Source organism: Kluyvera genomosp. 2, assembly GCF_036759865.1.
In the GTDB taxonomy this organism is placed as follows: domain Bacteria; phylum Pseudomonadota; class Gammaproteobacteria; order Enterobacterales; family Enterobacteriaceae; genus Kluyvera; species Kluyvera ascorbata_B.
The window spans coordinates 116,641-135,680 of sequence record NZ_JAPKIA010000013.1 but is presented as its reverse complement, the minus strand read 5'-3'; the positions used below and the strand labels follow the sequence as shown (position 1 = coordinate 135,680).

General features: G+C 56.4%; 18 protein-coding genes and 1 pseudogene. 9 read left to right on the top strand and 10 right to left on the bottom strand.

The window, feature by feature from the left end:
- Positions 1-95: 95 nt before the first annotated feature.
- Together cadC and hmpA are read right to left on the bottom strand one after the other, a co-directional pair.
- Positions 96-1,631, bottom strand: a complete 1,536-nt coding sequence (cadC, locus tag V6942_RS15510) for a lysine decarboxylation/transport transcriptional activator CadC (RefSeq protein WP_333501444.1) — start codon at positions 1,629-1,631, stop codon at positions 96-98.
- A 135-nt stretch (positions 1,632-1,766) separates the two neighbouring features.
- Entirely contained in the window at positions 1,767-2,957 is a 1,191-nt protein-coding gene (gene hmpA, locus V6942_RS15505) for an NO-inducible flavohemoprotein (RefSeq protein WP_182930182.1), read from the bottom strand.
- Between the two features lie 326 nt (positions 2,958-3,283).
- Here hmpA and glyA point away from each other — a divergent pair, with 326 nt between their 5' ends.
- Positions 3,284-4,537, top strand: coding sequence for a serine hydroxymethyltransferase (gene glyA / locus V6942_RS15500; protein WP_106924071.1), 1,254 nt, complete (start codon positions 3,284-3,286; stop codon positions 4,535-4,537).
- Positions 4,538-4,661: 124 nt separating this feature from the next.
- Here glyA and V6942_RS15495 read toward each other — a convergent pair whose 3' ends face one another.
- From V6942_RS15495 to hcaE, 6 genes and pseudogenes are all read right to left on the bottom strand, one after another.
- Positions 4,662-5,084: a DoxX family protein gene (locus V6942_RS15495; protein ID WP_106924072.1), complete on the bottom strand. Its 423-nt coding sequence runs from the start codon at positions 5,082-5,084 to the stop codon at positions 4,662-4,664.
- A gap of 151 nt (positions 5,085-5,235) precedes the next feature.
- Entirely contained in the window at positions 5,236-6,438 is a 1,203-nt protein-coding gene (gene hcaD / locus V6942_RS15490) for a phenylpropionate dioxygenase ferredoxin reductase subunit (protein ID WP_182930183.1), read from the bottom strand.
- Positions 6,439-6,447: 9 nt separating this feature from the next.
- Entirely contained in the window at positions 6,448-7,260 is an 813-nt protein-coding gene (gene hcaB / locus V6942_RS15485; RefSeq protein WP_106924074.1) for a 3-phenylpropionate-dihydrodiol/cinnamic acid-dihydrodiol dehydrogenase, read from the bottom strand.
- A complete protein-coding gene (gene hcaC / locus V6942_RS15480) occupies positions 7,257-7,577 on the bottom strand; it encodes a 3-phenylpropionate/cinnamic acid dioxygenase ferredoxin subunit (RefSeq protein WP_151217675.1) in 321 nt (106 codons plus the stop codon). Before hcaC ends, hcaB begins: the two co-directional genes overlap by 4 nt.
- Complete coding sequence (hcaF, locus tag V6942_RS15475; RefSeq protein ID WP_230121801.1) at positions 7,577-8,095, bottom strand: 3-phenylpropionate/cinnamic acid dioxygenase subunit beta; 519 nt, start codon at positions 8,093-8,095, stop codon at positions 7,577-7,579. The genes hcaC and hcaF overlap by 1 nt, the downstream gene beginning before the upstream one ends.
- A pseudogene (hcaE, locus tag V6942_RS15470) lies at positions 8,092-9,453 on the bottom strand (3-phenylpropionate/cinnamic acid dioxygenase subunit alpha). The gene hcaF and the pseudogene hcaE overlap by 4 nt, the downstream one beginning before the upstream one ends.
- Positions 9,454-9,587: 134 nt before the next feature.
- Between hcaE and hcaR the strand changes: the two are divergent.
- Both hcaR and V6942_RS15460 read left to right on the top strand, forming a co-directional pair.
- Positions 9,588-10,478: a DNA-binding transcriptional regulator HcaR gene (gene hcaR, locus V6942_RS15465; RefSeq protein WP_106924078.1), complete on the top strand. Its 891-nt coding sequence runs from the start codon at positions 9,588-9,590 to the stop codon at positions 10,476-10,478.
- A 153-nt stretch (positions 10,479-10,631) separates the two neighbouring features.
- Complete coding sequence (locus V6942_RS15460) at positions 10,632-11,768, top strand: 3-phenylpropionate MFS transporter (protein ID WP_333501443.1); 1,137 nt, start codon at positions 10,632-10,634, stop codon at positions 11,766-11,768.
- Here V6942_RS15460 and csiE read toward each other — a convergent pair.
- Positions 11,765-13,042 (bottom strand): stationary phase inducible protein CsiE, encoded by a 1,278-nt coding sequence (csiE, locus tag V6942_RS15455; RefSeq protein WP_106924080.1) that lies wholly within the window; start codon positions 13,040-13,042, stop codon positions 11,765-11,767. The two genes, V6942_RS15460 and csiE, sit on opposite strands and share 4 nt — an antisense overlap.
- Before the next feature lie 115 nt (positions 13,043-13,157).
- Between csiE and V6942_RS15450 the strand changes: the two genes are divergently transcribed.
- Together V6942_RS15450 and V6942_RS15445 are read left to right on the top strand one after the other, a co-directional pair.
- Positions 13,158-13,796: a DUF1007 family protein gene (locus V6942_RS15450; RefSeq protein WP_106924435.1), complete on the top strand. Its 639-nt coding sequence runs from the start codon at positions 13,158-13,160 to the stop codon at positions 13,794-13,796.
- Positions 13,787-14,767, top strand: a complete 981-nt coding sequence (locus V6942_RS15445; protein WP_333501442.1) for a nickel/cobalt transporter — start codon at positions 13,787-13,789, stop codon at positions 14,765-14,767. The genes V6942_RS15450 and V6942_RS15445 overlap by 10 nt, the downstream gene beginning before the upstream one ends.
- Before the next feature lie 76 nt (positions 14,768-14,843).
- Here V6942_RS15445 and suhB read toward each other — a convergent pair whose 3' ends face one another.
- Entirely contained in the window at positions 14,844-15,647 is an 804-nt protein-coding gene (gene suhB / locus V6942_RS15440) for an inositol-1-monophosphatase (protein WP_106924082.1), read from the bottom strand.
- Positions 15,648-15,766: 119 nt separating this feature from the next.
- Between suhB and trmJ the strand changes: the two genes are divergently transcribed.
- The 4 genes from trmJ to iscU all read left to right on the top strand — a co-directional run bounded on the left by trmJ (position 15,767) and on the right by iscU (position 19,022).
- Entirely contained in the window at positions 15,767-16,501 is a 735-nt protein-coding gene (gene trmJ / locus V6942_RS15435) for a tRNA (cytosine(32)/uridine(32)-2'-O)-methyltransferase TrmJ (protein ID WP_106924083.1), read from the top strand.
- A 238-nt stretch (positions 16,502-16,739) separates the two neighbouring features.
- A complete protein-coding gene (gene iscR / locus V6942_RS15430) occupies positions 16,740-17,231 on the top strand; it encodes a Fe-S cluster assembly transcriptional regulator IscR (protein ID WP_064543514.1) in 492 nt (163 codons plus the stop codon).
- 164 nt (positions 17,232-17,395) lie between these two features.
- The gene (gene iscS, locus V6942_RS15425) at positions 17,396-18,610 is read left to right on the top strand and encodes a cysteine desulfurase (protein ID WP_106924084.1); all 1,215 of its coding nucleotides are present in this window, start codon (positions 17,396-17,398) and stop codon (positions 18,608-18,610) included.
- Between the two features lie 25 nt (positions 18,611-18,635).
- Positions 18,636-19,022 (top strand): Fe-S cluster assembly scaffold IscU, encoded by a 387-nt coding sequence (iscU, locus tag V6942_RS15420; protein WP_004866383.1) that lies wholly within the window; start codon positions 18,636-18,638, stop codon positions 19,020-19,022.
- Positions 19,023-19,040: the final 18 nt, after the last annotated feature.

Sequence of the window (19,040 nt, the reverse complement as noted above, 5' to 3'; positions counted from 1 at the left end):
TGTTGCCATCTGGTAACAATAAATACCTTATGGCAACATCAATATTACATTTTTGATTGCTTTAGTTAACCGTAAAAATAACCCAATGTCGTTCGCTATGATTCTTTAGGTAGGAAGGTTTGCAGATACGGAACAATTTTTTCTATCGATGTTTGGAATACGCCATTTTCAATCCAGTACAGCGTATTGTCGCCGGGGCGTAAATTAAACGCGGTAATATAAGCATCGGCTGCAAGACGATTCTCGCCTTTCATTTCGTATACCTTTCCTAATATCACGTAGTTCAGCCATGACATTTCCAGATCGATACTTTTATTAATCGCTTCATAGGCGCTATCGATGTTCCCTGTCCCCAGTGCATTAATTGCCTGAATACGGAACAGGATGCCGCTATTTTGCATTTCCGGCATTTTTTCGACTTTGTCTAATTCTTTACTGAGCGCCAGCAGCTGTTGGCTATCAAAAGGCTGCTGAGAATGGCGTAATACATCAACCATTGCCTTCTGCGCGTAGCCGTAGGCAAAATCTGGTGACTGCTTAATAATGCTATCCAGCAATGAGCTGGCTTTGGTTAATGATGGCGCATCGCCGTCAGAAATCAGCAGCAGCGCCTGATAAAACTGCGCCAGCGACAGCGGCCGTGTGAGATCCAGATGCGCCAGTTGCTCCTGTACTTGCTCTGGCCACGGCTGGGTTAGCGCGGTGGAAAGGCTATCGAACAGATCGCGTTGAATGGAGACCAGGTTGCTGTCGGTGACGAAATAGCGCTTATCAAGCATGGTCGAGCCGTCGGCGTTATCGACCAGCAGCACCGACATAAAGCACTGCTGCGCGCGGTAATGGCGCTGGTTCACAAAGCTAATGGTCAGCGTTTTCCCCGAACTGCTGGGCTCGTTAACGTTATAGTTGGTTTTGTCGTGCACCATAAAGGTGGAGTAAGTGTTCAGCGATGTGGTGATCAGCGTTCCCAGCCCAATAGCGTAGGCCTGCTGTGATGCCCAGTTATTGCATGACACCCCTGGCTCGAAGCGCACATCAATATCGCGCGGGTTGAGCAGCAGGTGCGAGCGCGTAATCTGTGGATGCGGACGAACGACGGTCAGCAGCACCATGGCAATCAGCACGCCCAGCGACAGTAAAAAGGCGCACTGGGTCCAGAAGCTGGAAAACCAGCGACGCTGGGCTCCTGGCTGCGTCACAGCAGCGGGCGTATTTTCTGGGGCGGGAAGGGGCTGCGCTGTGGGTACGGTTGCTGTTGCGGTAGGGGATGTTGCCGGCGGCGGGATATCGGCACCCGTGTCGGTTTCATCGAGCCAGGTCACTTCTGCCGTCAGCTGATAGCCGCGTTTCGGGACGGTTATAATGTATTCAGCGTGACCATCATCGCCGCTGCGAAGCGACTTGCGTAGTTCAGAAATGCTCTGGGTGACCACGTGGCTGGTCACCATGTTGCGCATCCAGATATTATCGATCAGTTCATCACGGCTCAGCACTTCACCCGGATGCTGGGCAAAGTACATCAGCAAATCGATTAATCGAGGTTCCAGGGTGAGCTGTTGTCCAGGGCGGCTGATTTGATTAATAGAGGGTGCGATCAGCCATTCCCCAACGCGTACGACCGGTTGTTGCATATAAATGAATCGCCAAAGGATAAAAAATAGGATAGAGGCCTAATCATAACACAATTAACTACCCGTTTTTTTGACCTCAGCGAGCGTTGGCAGGGAGAGGCAGGCGGGCAATCATGCCCGCCTGGAAAGAAATAATTACAGAACTTTGTGCGGCCCGAAGCATTCGTAATGAATGCGTTCGGCGTTGATGCCCTGTGCCACCAGCTGTTTCGCGGCGTGTTGCATAAAGGCTACCGGGCCACAGAGATAGAACTGCATCTGCGGGTCCTGCAGACTTTCTGCCAGCGGGGCCAGCGTCATCAGGCCTTCGCTATCAAAGGCACCTGCCTCGCGATCGGCGTCGGTTGGCGTGCGATACCACACATGCGAGCGGAAGTGCGGCAGCGCTGCGCCGTGGGCCTTCACTTCATCCGCAAAGGCGTGAACTTCACCGTTTTCCGCCGCGTGGAACCAGTTTACCTGCGCCGGATGGTGGCGTTTGGCCAGACTATCCAGCATCGCCAGCATCGGCGTCTGGCCGACGCCGCCGGAAATCAAGGTAACCGGCGTCTGCGCGGAAACATTCAGGAAGAAATCGCCGGCAGGTGCAGCCAGATGGATAACATCGCCTTCTTTTGCCGCGTTATGCAGCCAGTTTGAAACCTGGCCGCCGTTTTCGCGTTTTACCGCAATGCGGTAACCCTTACCGTTCGGGCTGCGCGTCAGTGAATACTGACGAATTTCCTGGAATGCAAAATCTTCCGGCTTCAGCCAGACCGCCAGATACTGCCCCGGCTGATAATCCGCGACGGGCTCACCGTCTACCGGTTCCATTTCGAAGCTGGCGATCAGCGCGCTTTGCGGGATTTTTTTGACGATGCGGAAAGCACGAGTGCCTTCCCAGCCGCCGGTTTTGTTGGCGTTGTCCTGATAGATCTCCGCTTCACGCTGGATAAACACGCCGGCCAGCACGCCGTAGGCTTTACCCCATGCGTCCAGCACTTCCTGACCCGGGCTGAACATCTCATCCAGCGTCGCTAACAGATGAGCACCGACAATGTTGTACTGCTCTGGCTTAATCTGGAAGCTGGTGTGCTTCTGCGCAATTTTCTCCACCGCTGGCAGCAGAGCCGGCAGATTTTCAATATTACTGGCATAGGCGGCAATCGCGTTGAACAGCGCTTCACGCTGATCGCCGTTGCGCTGGTTGCTCATATTGAAAATCTCTTTCAGCTCCGGATTATGGGTAAACATCCGGTCATAAAAGTGGGCGGTGAGCTTCGGGCCGGTTTCAACCAGCAGCGGGATGGTGGCTTTCACGGTCGCGATGGTTTGAGCATCTAGCATGGCAGGTTTTCCTTACGTGTTATCTATTGTTGCATGTTAAATGCATCTTATAAAAATAACCCTTCTTTGTAAATGGTTCTTTGTGACAATGCATCATCGCGGTTACAACATGAATTATTCGCATCACAATCCTGAAAAGAAATCCGTTTACCTTATCAAGTGCTTTATTCCTCAAGCCCTTGTGCAGCCTGAAGGTAAACGTTTGCGTAATTTCGTTTGTCAAGACCTGTTATCACAGAACTAATCAGTTATACTGTGGGCCGTTGTCCAACAGGACTGCCTTTTTCAGGCCAAAATTTTATTGTTAGCTGAGTCAGGAGATGCGGATGTTAAAGCGTGAAATGAACATTGCCGATTATGATGCCGAACTGTGGCAGGCTATGGAGCAAGAAAAAGTACGTCAGGAAGAGCACATTGAACTGATCGCCTCCGAAAACTACACCAGCCCACGCGTTATGCAGGCGCAGGGCTCTCAGCTGACCAACAAATATGCTGAAGGTTATCCGGGTAAGCGCTACTACGGCGGCTGTGAATACGTCGATATCGTTGAACAGCTGGCTATCGACCGCGCGAAAGAACTGTTCGGCGCCGACTATGCTAACGTTCAGCCGCACTCGGGTTCTCAGGCTAACTTTGCTGTCTACACCGCGCTGCTGCAGCCGGGCGATACCGTGCTGGGTATGAACCTGGCGCAGGGCGGCCACCTGACTCACGGCTCTCCGGTTAACTTCTCCGGCAAACTGTACAACATCGTGCCTTATGGTATCGACGAGTCCGGCAAAATTGACTACGAAGAAATGGCCAAGCTGGCGCAGACCCACAAACCGAAGATGATCATCGGCGGCTTCTCTGCTTACTCCGGCGTAGTCGATTGGGCAAAAATGCGTGAAATCGCCGACAGCATCGGCGCTTACCTGTTCGTTGACATGGCGCACGTTGCGGGTCTGATTGCCGCAGGCGTTTACCCGAACCCGGTTCCGCATGCTCACGTTGTGACCACCACGACCCACAAAACCCTGGCGGGTCCGCGCGGCGGCCTGATCCTGGCGAAAGGTGGGGATGAAGAGCTGTACAAAAAACTGAACTCTGCCGTGTTCCCAAGCGCGCAGGGCGGCCCGCTGATGCACGTGATTGCCGGTAAAGCGGTAGCGCTGAAAGAAGCGATGGAGCCGGAGTTCAAAGTCTACCAGCAGCAGGTTGCGAAAAACGCCAAAGCGATGGTGGAAGTGTTCCTGAACCGCGGTTACAAAGTGGTGTCTGGCGGGACTGAAAACCACCTGTTCCTGCTGGACCTGGTGGATAAAAACCTGACCGGTAAAGAAGCTGACGCTGCCCTGGGTCGCGCTAACATCACCGTGAACAAAAACAGCGTGCCGAACGATCCGAAGAGCCCGTTTGTGACTTCCGGTATCCGCATCGGTTCTCCGGCTATCACTCGCCGCGGCTTCAAAGAAGCGGAAGCGAAGGAGCTGGCTGGCTGGATGTGTGACGTGCTGGATAACATCAATGATGAAGCCACCATCGAACGCGTGAAAGCAAAAGTGCTGGATATCTGCGCTCGCTTCCCGGTTTACGCATAAGCGCTAATCGTCAGATGTAAAAAAGGCCGCGAATGCGGCCTTTTTTTATGCCCGATGGCGCTACGCTTATCGAGCCGACATGCTGCGCAGGCCTGATAAGGCGAAGCCGCCACCAGGAAAAAAGCTAGCGCCGATCCAGCGAAATTTTCCCCGGCCCGACAATGGCCAGCAGCAGGAACGCCCCCGCGATACTGATGTTCTTATAGAAGTTAATCATATTCGCCATCACCGCATCGCCGGTCATATCCCAGTAATGGTGGCCTATCACCGCCGTCCCTAGCGTATAGAACAGAAAGATAATCGCCAAAGGACGAGTGAAGAAGCCAAGAATGATCAGAATAACGGCCGGAACTTCCATCACAATCGCGATAATCGCCGCCAGCGCGGGCATCGGCGTACCGATTGACGCCATGTACTGCACCGTGCCGTCGTAGTGAAGCATTTTGGGGTAACCGGAGAGAATAAACAGCAGCACAATGGCGATACGGGCGATTAGCAGCAGCAAATCGCGTGAGGCGCCAAAGTCGAGATAGCGAAGCGAGTTCATGGCCGTTCCTTAGTGTAAGTATGTATGTTTTAAACGTAATACATAATTTTGTGACTTGCCACACAGGAACGAGAAATCAGTCATTTGGCTGTTGGTTGAGTCAACAACGTCGATAGACCTCCTTTCCGTAGGGAAAGGAGGTCTGAACGTGTTAAAGCGACTTCAATGCAACGCTTTCATCACACAGCGCGGTTTCACTGACCGATCGTCCCGATTGGATAAGCTTGCGCAGTACGCGTACGTCGCGCCCGTTATTCAGCGCGACGGCACCGACCAGTACGCCTTCGCGCAGCTGGAACCAGATGGCTTGATGCGCATTCGGATCGCCACGACACAGCCAGCTGTCGCCGTGCATGTCGCCGATAAACTGCAGGTTATCGCTGTACTGATCGGTCCAGAACCAGCTCGGCCCGGCGGCGGGCGGAGGCAGGTTGAGCATCGCTGCCGCTGCCGTCTGCGCCTGAAGGTTTGCATTTTCCCAGCTCTCGATGCGGCGCAGCGAACCGTCGGGCTGGCGCGTTAGCGCCACGTCACCGGCGGCGAAAATCGCCGGATCGGCGGTGGAGCAGGCGGTATCAACGATAATGCCGTTAGCTGCCTCCAGACCGGCATCGCGGGCCAGCGCATCATTCGCCACGATACCGATACCGTAAATCACCGCATCGGCCAGCAGCGTCTCGCCGTTTTGCAGCGTCAGCGAGAGAAACTCTCCCGCTTCGGCGTGTTCAATGCTGCTGTTGAGTAACACCCGCACGCCCGCCTGCTGGTGGCGGGCAAGCAGGTAATCGCGCACCGGAGCAGGGGCGTTGCGGCCCATTACCGACGACGCCATCTCGACCACAGCCACCTGGCAGCCGCGCTGGGTGGCGCTCGCCGCCAGCTCCAGGCCAATCGTGCCCGCACCGACGATCGCGATTGCCTTACCCGGCTGTAGTACGTCGCGCAGGCGTTCGGCATCGCCAGCGTGGCGCAGCGTAAAGCAACGCTCGCCCAGCTTATCCAGCAGCGGCAAAGGCCTGGCCGCTGCACCGGTAGCCAGCAGCAGCTGCGACCAGCGGTAGGTTTGCCCATCGGTGAGCGTTAGCGTACGCGAGGCGCGATCAATCTCGCGAAGCGTCACGCCCAGATGCAGCTGCACGTTATGTTCCTGCCACCAACTGGCGGGCAGCACCGGCTGAAGCTGCGGATTTTCGTCCAGCAGCATGGCTTTTGACAGCGGCGGGCGCTCGTAGGGCAGATGCGCCTCGTCAGAAAAGAGGTGTAACGGCCCGTTAAACCCTTGCTGGCGCAGCGCGGCAGCGGCCATTGCCCCCGCCTGACCGCCGCCAATGATGGCAATAATGTGTTCACTCATAACGACTCCTTACAGATCCAGACCAGCGGCGACGTGGCGGATCCCTCGGATCCCCAGCCCGGCGTCGGCGTTGATCATCACGCCGCTTAAGGTGCGGTTGTTACGACGCGATGCCAGCATCACGTATGGCCCGGTAAAGTCGGCTGGGTCGGGGAAGAACTGGAGCGGCAGAATGGCGGCGATTTTCTCCGGCGTCAGCGATTGCATAATCGAGGTATCGCTTTGCCCCAGCGCCTGTGGGCCGCGCAGATCGGTCGCCATACCGCACGGACCGACACCGTTCACCCGCACCTTCGGCGCCAGCTCGTAGGCTAACTGGCGAATCAGCCCGGTGGCGGCATGTTTCGAGGCGGTATACAGCGGCCCGCCGCCGCCCGGATACCACGCGGCGTTGGACAGGGTAAAGATGATGCTGCCTTCGCTGGCGATAAGCGCCGGGGCGCAGGCTTTCGCACCCAGCAGATAGCCCAGCACGTTAACGTTAAACAGTTCGTGAAAGCCGCTCTCCAGCGCCTCAGCAGAGGTGTTCACCAGCGTTGCGTTATGATCCCAGATGCCCGCATTGCCAATAAAACAGTCCAGTTTGCCAAACGCGGTGAGGATTTGATCGACCGCGCGCTGATAGTCGGCGTAGCAGGTGACGTTGCCTTCCACCGCCAGCACATGTTCGCCAAAACGCTGGCGCAGGCTGGCGACTTTGGCTGGTGACAGTTCGAGCGTGGCGACCTTCGCGCCTTCTTCAATAAAGCGCTCGACCAGCGCCAGACCGAGGCCGGAGCCGCCGCCGGTAATGAAAACCACGTTGTCGCGTAAATCGCTCATCGGGCGTCCTCTGGAATATCAACAAATACATCGCTACCTTCCACGTAAACCGCGTAGGTGGTCAGCGGATCGGTGGCAGGTAAGCACAGCGCTTTACCGGTTTTCAGGCAGAAGCTGGCCGCGTGCAGCGGGCATTCCACCGTGGCATCGTCTTCCAGATAACCTTCGGACATCGAGGCGTTACCGTGGCTACAGCGATCGTTAATGGCATAAAACTCGCCGCCAACGTTGAACAGGGCGATGACGGGCGAGGTTTCCAGCCGGAGGGCTTCACCATCCGGCAGCTCCGTGGCGGAGCAGGCAAATACACGGCTCATCAGAACAGTACACTCAGGTTATGGGAGGTGATCACCGCTTGATCCAGCACGATCTCGCGTGCCAGTAAGCGCCACTCATCGCCGGGCAAACGACGGACTTTGTCCACGCGCGTGCCGACGTAAAACGTCTCGTCCCGCTCTTTTTGCGCGCGATACAGCAGATAGTTGAGGCGCACGGCGAACACGTCGGGCACGTCGGTTTCGCTGATTTGTAAGTTGCTAATCAGATGACGGGTACGCGACGGCGGTTCTTCCGCCCAGGCCATGCCGGTTTCCAGCCGCGCGATGCGGCGCTCAAGCTGGTCTTTGTTGTCGTTGAAAATCCAGGTGGTCGGCGGCTGTACGCCTTTGCGACGGTCGCGCGTCTGGGCGTTCACCGTGGTACGCATGGTGTAGCGAATGTCATCATCCAGCTGCGCCAGCCAGTCGCGAAACTGCCAGTCGTCCAGCAAACGCGCTTCTTCATACAGAAACTGGCTGATGCGATGATGCAGCTCAAGAGAAACTAAAGCGCTCATTTCATCACCTCCTGCTGGTAGGCGGCGGTTTTGTCGTGCACATCCTGCCAGCTTTCGCTGCTGAGCAGATCGGCCCAGCGCTGATACATGCCGCGCGCGGCGGTTTCCGAAAAGATGTAGTTGGTGATGCCCGGAATGCCGTCTTCGCGGCGCTTTTCCTAGCCTAAGCCCATTTCGAGGCACAGGTTAGTGTTGCGCGCCCGGTGGCCCTTCAGCAGTTTTTGAATCTCGCACCAGTTTTCCGAGTCGTCCTGTTCAAGGAATCCGGCCGGACCAAAGGCGCGGGTAGCGCTGTTTTCAAATGCGGCTTTCACCTCGTCGGAGGCGGCTTTATCGGTAATACAGAACGCCCACACTTCAACCCGATCCGGCCCGCGCGGGTGCCAGACGCGCAGCGTGGCGGTGCCGTTCAGCCAGGAGAGGGTGGGGAAAATGTTGTTGTGACCGGCAAGACGCAGGGCGCGAACTTTGCCCAGACGCTGTTCGGCCTCTTCGTAGGTGTCGCGGTAGTAGCTGGAGACTTCGCCGTCGACCCACACGTTGGCATCGGGGTTTTCAGTAAAGAAGAAACCGCTGCCGTGGCCGTCCTGGCCGAACTGTAGCGCATCTTTGGCGGTTTCCCACACCGGGCGGGTGGTCTGACCGTCGCCGAGGCGCTTATCGCTGCCGTCGTCTTTCGCCCCCAGCACCTGCACCGCAGAAGCATGGCTGAACAGCGCGTGATACTGGTCGCTGGCAAACTGTTCGGCGGGGAATTTCCAGTTGCAGTCGATGGTCCACTTCTGGACGCCTCCGACGATTTCGGTGCCGCCTTCACGGCGGTCGAGCACGCCATCGAGATACCAGGCGATGTCGCCGAGATAATCGCCAAGCGTGGGTGCGGTGGTGTCCCAGTTGCCGAAAATCAGCCCTTTATAGCTCTCGACGCATGGCACTTCGTTTAGCCCCCAGTGGGATTTGCATAAACCTTGCGGATAAGCGCGTGGCTCCAGCGGGACGTCGATCAGCTCGCCGTTAATGCCGTACGACCAGCCGTGATACGGGCAGGTGAAGGCGCGGGTATTGCCGCAGTCGGCGTAGCTGACGCGCATCGCGCGGTGGCGGCACTGGTTGAGAAACGCTTTGATGCTGCCGTCTTTCTGGCGAACCACCACCACCGCATCCTCGCCCATGTAGGTGTTAAAAAAATCACCGGGTTTGGGAATTTGGCTTTCGTGGGCGAGAAACAGCCAGCAGCGGCCAAAGATACGTTCCAGCTCAAGCTGATAGATGTCAGGATCGGTGTAAATGCGTGGCGTGACACGACCGTTTTGGGTGTCGACCAGCTGGTAGACGTCAGTAGGGTTTTTTATGGTCATATTTTTAATCCTGCGGGGTAAGAGGTATTGACCTTTCCATTTTTGTGTCATTCTTATGTTGCTTGTGGGTTATCGATATGTGAAATAGATAATTTCTACCAGCTGAGACGTTTTTTCGATGACAAGGAGGAGAGATGGAACTGAGGCACCTACGCTACTTCGTCGCGGTGGCGCAGGCGTTAAACTTCACGCGCGCCGCCGAAAAACTGCATACCTCACAGCCTTCTCTGAGTAGCCAGATACGCGATCTGGAGCAGTGCGTGGGCGTGTCGTTGCTGGAGCGCGATAAGCGTAAAGTGACGTTAACGGTCGCCGGCGAGTGCTTTTTGCAGGATGCACAGGCTATTCTGGATAACGCGGAACAGGCCAAGCTGCGCGCCCGGAAGGCGGCGCAAAGCAATGACCATCTGGCGATTGGTTTTGTCCCCTCCGCCGAAGTGAACCTGCTGCCAAAGGTGCTGCCGGTGCTGCGTCTGCGCCGGCCGGATACCCATATTGAGCTGGCGAGCCTTATCACGACCCAACAGGAAGAGAAGCTGCGCAGCGGCGAACTGGATGTCGGACTGATGCGCTACCCCATTCACGGCCAGGATATTGAATCGATCGAGCTGTTTCATGAACCGCTGGTGGTGGTGCTGCCGGTTGGTCATCCGCTGGCTAATGAGCACAGCATTTCTGCCCAGCAGTTGCACGGTATCAATTTTGTTACCACCGATCCCGACTATTCCGGTGAACTGTCGTCGGTGGTGAAAACATGGTTTGAGAAAGAGCATAGCCAGCCAAATATCGTGCAGGTCGCGACCAATATTCTGGTGACGATGAATCTCGTTGGTATGGGGCTGGGCGCGACTTTGATACCCGGTTATATGAATAATTTTAATACCGGGCAGGTGGTTTTTCGGCCGATTAAAGGCGATGCGCCGACGCTGGCGCTGCTGATGGCGTGGAAAAAAGGCGAGCTGAAGCCCGCCCTGCGTGATTTTATTGAACTGGCTCAGCGGCCGCTATTACCAACGGAAGGCTAGCGTGTGTGTCGGCGCGGACCTGAGGCATTATGTCCGATAGGTTTGAGTTCTATAAGGTGATGTGCATCACAATTTTCTGCTAACCGTGAACGTTAGTTCTCTCCTGAATGTGGGATGAGTCATTAGACTATGTCCTCCAATCCGGGAGGACCCATGGCATTGCACTCCACGCGCTGGCTGGCGCTCAGTTACTTCACCTACTTTTTTAGCTACGGTATTTTTCTGCCTTTCTGGAGCGTGTGGCTCAAAGGCGCAGGACTTTCTCCCGAAACTATCGGTCTTCTGCTCGGCGCCGGCCTGGTGGCCCGTTTTCTCGGTAGCCTGCTGATTGCGCCGCGCGTCAGCTCACCCTCGCGGTTGATTAGCGTGCTGCGAATTCTGGCGCTGATGACGCTGGTGTTTGCGCTGGCCTTCTGGGCGGGCAGCCACGTAGCGTGGCTGATGGTGGTGATGATTGGCTTTAACCTCTTTTTCTCGCCGCTGGTGCCGCTCACCGACGCGCTGGCCAATACCTGGCAAAAACAGATAACCATGGACTACGGGCGGGTGCGCCTGTGGGGATCGATAGCCTTTGTGATTGGCTCGGCGCTGACCGGAAAGCTGGTCAGTCTGTATGATTATCATGTCATTCTGTTGATGCTCAGCCTGGGCGTGGCCTCTATGCTGTTAGGCATGCTGCTGACGCCGTCGGTGATGCCGCTCGGCGAGTCGCGCCATCAGGAATCAGTGGGCTGGCCTGCCTGGCGCTCGCTGGTCACGCAAAACTGGCGATTCCTCGCCTGCGTCAGCCTGCTGCAAGGGGCGCACGCGGCGTATTACGGCTTCAGCGCTATTTTCTGGCAAGGGGCGGGCTATTCGGCATCGGCCGTGGGCTATCTGTGGTCGCTGGGGGTGGTGGCGGAAGTCGTTACCTTTGCGCTCAGTAAAAAGGTGTTTCGCCGCTTTAGCGCGCGGGATCTGCTGCTGCTTTCCGCCATTTGCGGCGTGATTCGTTGGGGGCTGATGGGCTGGACGACCAGCCTGCCGTGGCTGATCCTGATTCAGATTTTGCACTGCGGTACCTTCACCGTTTGTCACCTGGCGGCGATGCGCTATATTGCCGCACGCCAGGGCAGCGAAGTGATCCGTCTACAGGCGGTGTATTCTGCGGTGGCGATGGGCGGCAGCATTGCGGTGATGACCATGTTTTCGGGCTACCTTTACCAGCATCTGCATCAGGGGCTGTTCTGGGTCATGGCGCTGGTCGCGCTGCCTGCGATGGTCCTGCGGCCGAAAGCGGTGGCCCGCTAGGTCTCCAGTATCTGGCAGATACGCTGCTGCTGGTGCTCGCTGAGCGACTGTTCGGCGTGAATCAGCGGCGGTGAAAACAGCGGCAGTACGATGGCATAGGGTGAAATCACCAGCGTGCTGTCTTTTGGCGCCCCTTCTTTCTGGAAGGTATGTGCCGCCAGATATTTCACGTTGAGCGGCAGCAGGGTCAGCTCCCGTAGCTGCTGCTCAATTTCTTGTTCCAGCGTCGGATTATCTCCGGTGAGCAGTACGACCTGTTTTTCATGCAGCTCGCTTTCCTGCATCAGCCCCGCACCAAAAATGATCGCCACGAGCGCGGCTTCGTCATCGCTGAAGCGCAGGGTATAACTCGCCTCAAAGTCGGCCAGCGCCGTGCGGGTGGTGCGAATAAGCCGCGGATACAGACGGTGGATCTCTTCAGGGAGATGATGATCGATCCCGATCTCAAACACGCAGCGGTTAAGCGCCTGCGACAGATGCACGTAAAGTTGGTTATGTAATCCGCGTTCATCGGTGAACCGGCATCCGGCCACCTGCTGGAAACGATCCACCATGTGGACGATCGCAAGGTGAAGCTGCCGTGCCCGATCGCGCCCTTCCTCGTGAGGATTGGGGATCTTCAGCAGCATAAACAGCAGCGCCAGAAAATGCTGTTCGTAAGGATGGGGTATTTGCATCACCCGCCGCTGCCAGTGGTGAACGATGTCCGCCGCCATGTGAAACTCGTCGGTTGGCTGGGTCCAGGCGCTTTGCTGCGGATTGAAAACCGGGCTGATACCCTGATGGTGTTGCAGCAGACAGTATTGTAAGTACAGACGTAAAAACTGACCGTCACGATGTTCAAACTCGCGTTGCAGGCCACGCGCGCAGCGGTTAACCAGTGCCTGGAGGTTGGTTTCATCATACAGCGTGCGGGCAATCTTCAGCTGTTTCAGCTGCGTTTTGATCGCCGGTGTAAAATGTTCAGCGACGAAGCGTGGACATAAACGCAGCGCGCGCCGCAACCAGTGCAGCAGGCACAGGCGAAGGTTAAGGGCTGTGCCTTCAATCCGATAGCTGCCGTCCGCCTGAGTGGCGATTGCCAGACGATGATAACGCGCGATCTCCTCGCCGGTGTCGACGATATCTTGCCGGGCGGTTAAAACATCGACATTATTGATTGCGCCAATGTATTCCGCAGTCATGGTTTGCCCGGGGAGATACAGCATCAGCAGCGCCTGGCAGCGGCGCTGGGGACTGGAAAGCACAGATGGCGGTTCAAGTACGGTCATCATCTGCGGGCATCCAGTGAAATTAATTAGGATAAGAATAGACAATAGATCGCGGCGACCATGGCGCTTTCGCTAAGGAATGCTGGCGGCGCTCACAGAATTTTTCACTGAGGAACGGATGAAGAGAGTGAAACAATGCGTGGTTATGGTGTTTCTTGCGCTTTTATCATTAAGCGCCCGGGCGCACCCGCATAGCTTTATTTCCATCACTAATCAGCTGCTGGTCAGCGACGGGCAACTGACGGGCATGAAAATGCGTTGGGTGATGGATGAACTGACCTCGGCTGACCTGCTGTATGACGCAGGTAACGCAAAACCGGGCGACGAGGTGTGGAAAAAGCTGGCGGCGGAGGTCATGGCGAACGTCCTCGGGCAGCACTATTTCACCGAATTCTGGCATAACGGTAAAAAGGTTAAGTTTGAGAATCTACCCACCGACTATGGTCTGGCGCGCCAGGAGCATCAGGCGGTGCTGACGTTTACGCTGCCGCTGGCTACGCCGCAGCCGCTGGCCGGGCAGACCTATACGTTTTCGACGTTCGATCCAACGTACTATGTTGATATGCATTACGAAAAAGACAGCGATGTTGCGTTTGCCGCCGATGTCAAAGGCGCCTGTCGGGTGACGGTCCACACGCCGCAGCCTAATGAAGAAATGCTCTCCTACGCCCAGTCGCTGGATAAAGAAGATGCGCCGGAAGAAGATATGGAGCTGGGTAAACAGTTTGCGCAGAAGGTCACCGTACAATGTCAGTGATTTCCGTTAACCGACGCCCGGCGCGTCATTGGGCTCAGCTCTGGCCGCTGGCGCTGTTTTTACTTGCCGCCGCCGTCGGGCTGCTGTGGCTGTGGCAGGCCTGGCCGCAGGTGATGTTGAAAAGCGTGGTCTGGCAGCGCGAAGTGAACCAGCAGATGAGCAGCCTGCTGAAAGCGGTCGTGGCAAATCCGACTCAGGCCGGTGGCACATTGCTGCTGTTCAGCTTTATCTATGGCGTGCTGCATGCGCTGGGGCCAGGGCATGGCAAAGTGGTGATCACCACCTGGCTGGCGACACACCCGTCAAAACTCAAATCAAGCATTGGCCTGACGCTCGCCTCCTCATTATTACAAGGGGTCGTGGCGATAGCGTTGGTGGTTATTGTGCTCACCGTATTACGGCTTCCGGCGCGGCAGCTGCATCTCAGCAGTTTCTGGCTGGAGAAGGGGAGCTATGCGCTGGTGGGCGTTCTGGGGCTGCTGCTGTGCTGGCGGGCGCTGAAGAAGCTGCGCGTGCTGCTGCGTAAACCTAAATTTACCGCCTTCACGCCGCATCATGTCCACCACGAGAACTGTGGCTGCGGGCATCAGCATCTGCCCGACCCTCAGCAGCTTGAGCAGGGGGATGACTGGCGTGCCCGGCTGATGATTATTTTGTCGATGGGGATGCGTCCGTGCTCTGGCGCCATTATGGTTCTGCTGTTCAGTAAGGTGATTGGCGTCTTTGCCTGGGGTGTGGCTTCGGCGCTGGCCATGGCGGCCGGAACATCGTTGACTATCTCGTCGCTGGCGCTATTGGTACACGGTTTTCGCACGCTGGCGGTGAAGCTCAGTGGCCATAAAACGCCGGCGCTGTGGCGGCAGATTGGCTGGACGACGCTGGCATTAGCGGGGGGCGTGGTTTTACTGACGGCGGCGGTGGTGATGTGGATGAGTGCGGTGCCGGTAGGCAGAGGGCTCAGGCCATTTTAAAAGCCGGATGGCGGCGACGCCTTATCCGGCCGATCTCTGATGCCCGGTAAGCGAAGCGCCACCGGGCATGGCTGACTTAGCGCTTCAGCGCTTCGCTCAGCTCATCGCGCATGTTCGCCAGCATCGCTTTCACGACGCGCGGGTTACCCGCAACGATGTTGCCGGTCATCATGTAGTTGTGGCCGCCAACGAAGTCGCAGACCAGCGCGCCTGCTTCACGTGCGATCAGCTCGCCTGCGGCGAAGTCCCACGGTTTCAGGCCGATTTCGAAGTAGCCGTCAACGCGCGCGGCGGCCAGGTAGGCCAGATCCAGCGCAGCGGAACCGGAACGACGGAAGTCCGCGCATTCGGTAAACATTTTGCCGAGGATGTTCATGTAAGCGGTCGCGTGCTGCTTGGCTTTGAACGGGAAACCGGTGGCGATGATGGTGCCATCCAGGTCGCGAGCATTGCTGCCGCGCAGACGGTAACCGTTGAGCTGTGCGCCCTGGCCGCGGGTGGCGGTGAACAGTTCGTTGCGCATTGGATCGTAAACCACGGCGACTTCGGTACGGCCTTTAATGCGTACGGCGATAGAAACAGAGAAGTGTGGCAGACGTTTGATGAAGTTGGTGGTGCCATCCAGCGGATCGATAACCCATTGAACATCCAGATCTTCGCCAACATGTTCACCGCTTTCTTCGGTGATAATGGTGTGTTGCGGGTAAGATTTGCGAATGGTGTCGATAATGACAGCTTCGGCTGCTTTATCTACGTTGGTCACGAAATCATTGCTGCCTTTCTGGCTCGCTTCAACAGCTTCTGGCGTTTCGTAGTTTTTGGCAATCAGGTTACCCGCCTTGCGCGCTGCGCGCACGGCGATGTTCAGCATCGGATGCATCAGGTTACTCTCACTGGATGTTAAAGAACGGGAAAACGGCGCATATCATAGCAGCGAATTCGGATTCTGTCTCAGCTTTATGGTAATATGGACGAATAATCTTTAGACGAAGAATGACAATGCTGCAAAATATCCGAATCGTGCTGGTCGAAACCTCCCACACCGGCAATATGGGCTCCGTTGCCCGTGCTATGAAAACCATGGGTTTAACGAACCTGTGGCTGGTCAACCCGCTGGTAAAACCGGACTCTCAGGCCATCGCCCTGGCGGCCGGTGCGAGTGATGTGATCGGCAATGCGCAAATCGTCGATACCCTCGATGAAGCGCTGGCCGGCTGTAGCCTGGTCGTTGGGACCAGCGCGCGCTCCCGCACGCTGCCGTGGCCGATGCTCGATCCGCGCGAATGCGGCCTGAAAAGCGTGTCTGAAGCCGAGCATGCGCCGGTAGCGCTGGTGTTTGGCCGCGAACGTGTGGGCTTGACTAACGACGAGCTGCAGAAATGCCACTATCACGTAGCCATTGCCGCGAACCCTGAGTACAGCTCGCTGAACCTGGCGATGGCGGTGCAGGTTATTGCCTACGAAGTGCGCATGGCCTGGCTGGCGGCACAGGAAAGCGGCGAAGCGAAAGTGGAACACGAAGAGACGCCGTACCCGCTGGTAGACGATCTTGAGCGGTTCTACGGCCACCTCGAGCAGACGCTGCTGTCGACCGGCTTTATCCGTGAGAACCACCCGGGGCAGGTGATGAATAAGCTGCGTCGTCTGTTTACCCGCGCCCGTCCGGAAAGCCAGGAGCTGAACATCCTGCGTGGGATTCTGGCGTCGATTGAACAGCAGAATAAAGGCAAGTAACCGCGTTAATGCCGGATGGCGCTTCGCTTATCCGGCCTACAAATCGTGCAGCCTGTAGGCCGGATAAGCGAAGCGCCATCCGGCAAATCAATACCGCACGGAACGCCAAATACCTGACTAAATTACTCAAGTAAATAGTTGACTGATTTAGTCGGGAATGTCAGACTTGGCCCTGCTATGCAATACCCACACAATTATTAAAACCCCGGGCAGGGGCGAGTTTGAGGTTAAGTAAGACATGAGACTGACATCTAAAGGGCGTTACGCCGTGACCGCGATGCTGGACGTTGCACTCAACTCCGAAGCGGGCCCGGTGCCGTTGGCTGATATTTCTGAACGTCAGGGAATTTCGCTCTCCTACCTGGAGCAGCTGTTTTCCCGTCTGCGTAAAAATGGCTTAGTATCCAGCGTACGCGGACCTGGCGGCGGTTATCTGCTGGGTAAAGAAGCAAACCACATCGCAGTGGGTGAAGTGATTAGCGCAGTGGACGAGTCCGTTGACGCCACCCGCTGTCAGGGGAAAGGTGGCTGCCAGGGCGGCGATAAATGTTTGACCCACGCACTCTGGCGCGATCTGAGCGACCGTCTGACCGGTTTCCTGAACAATATCACCCTGGGTGAACTGGTGAACAACCAGGAAGTTCTGGACGTGTCCGGTCGTCAGCATTCGCACGACACCTCCCGCACGACCCGCGTCCAGGACGCTATCGACGTTAAGTTACGCGCATAATCCACCTGTCCTGCCGTGTGCCGCGAAAGGCGCACGCCGTAGGGCCGGTTATAGATAAAAATGAGATTTCAGAGTCAGGCCGGGACACCCTCCCGTCAACGCGGTCGTACATCCAGCCGGTTGCCTGACTCCTTGCATTGAGTGATGTACGGAGTTAAAGAGCAATGAAATTACCGATTTATCTCGACTACTCCGCAACCACGCCGGTGGACCCGCGTGTTGCCGAGAAAATGATGCAGTTTCTGACCCTGGACGGGACCTTTGGTAACCCGGCCTCGCGTTCACACCGTTTCGGCTGGCAGGCTGAAGAGGCGGTAGATATCGCCCGTAACCAGATTGCCGACCTCGTGGGCGCCGACCCGCGTGAAATCGTCTTTACCTCTGGTGCGACGGAATCTGACAACCTGGCGATTAAAGGTGCAGCCAACTTTTATCAGAAAAAAGGCAAGCACATCATCACCAGCAAAACCGAACACAAAGCCGTGCTGGACACCTGTCGTCAGCTGGAGCGCGAAGGGTTTGAAGTCACCTACCTCGCCCCGCAGCGCAACGGCATTATCGACCTGAAAGAACTCGAAGCGGCGATGCGTGACGACACCATTCTGGTTTCCATCATGCACGTTAACAACGAAATCGGCGTAGTGCAGGATATCGCGACCATCGGCGAAATGTGCCGTGCGCGTGGCATCGTCTATCACGTTGATGCGACCCAGAGCGTGGGCAAACTGCCTATCGACCTGAGCCAGCTGAAAGTGGACCTGATGTCCTTCTCCGGCCATAAAATCTACGGCCCGAAAGGTATCGGCGCGCTGTATGTGCGTCGTAAACCGCGTATCCGTATCGAAGCGCAGATGCACGGCGGCGGTCACGAGCGCGGTATGCGTTCCGGCACCCTGCCTGTTCACCAGATCGTCGGCATGGGCGAAGCGTACCGCATCGCCAAAGAAGAGATGGAAACCGAGATGGCGCGTCTGCGCGGTCTGCGTAACCGTCTGTGGAACGGCGTGAAGGATATGGAAGAAGTTTACCTGAACGGCGATCTCGAGCAGGGCGCACCGAACATTCTCAACGTCAGCTTCAACTTTGTTGAAGGCGAATCGCTGATTATGGCGCTGAAAGACCTGGCGGTTTCCTCCGGTTCTGCCTGTACTTCCGCAAGCCTTGAGCCATCCTACGTGCTGCGCGCGCTGGGCATGACCGATGAGCTGGCGCACAGCTCCATTCGTTTCTCTTTAGGTCGTTTCACTACCGAAGAAGAGATTGACTACACCATCAATCTGGTTCGCAACTCCATCGGCCGTCTGCGCGACCTTTCCCCGCTGTGGGAAATGTTCAAACAGGGCGTGGATCTGAACAGCATTGAATGGTCACATCATTAATCGGTACCCATAAGGAGAATTCACCATGGCATACAGCGAAAAAGTCATCGATCACTATGAGAACCCGCGTAACGTCGGTTCTTTCGATAACAGCGACGACAGCGTCGGCAGCGGCATGGTCGGTGCACCGGCCTGCGGCGACGTGATGAAGTTGCAGATTAAAGTCAACAATGAAGGTATCATTGAAGACGCGCGTTTCAAGACCTACGGCTGCGGTTCTGCCATTGCTTCCAGCTCCCTCGTGACCGAGTGGGTAAAAGGGAAATCCCTGGACGAAGCACAGGCGATTAAAAATACCGATATCGCAGACGAGCTTGAACTGCCACCAGTGAAAATTCACTGTTCTATTCTGGCAGAAGACGCGATTAAAGCCGCCATTGCGGATTACAAAAGCAAACGTGAAGCAAAATAATTAAGAGTTGAGGTTTTT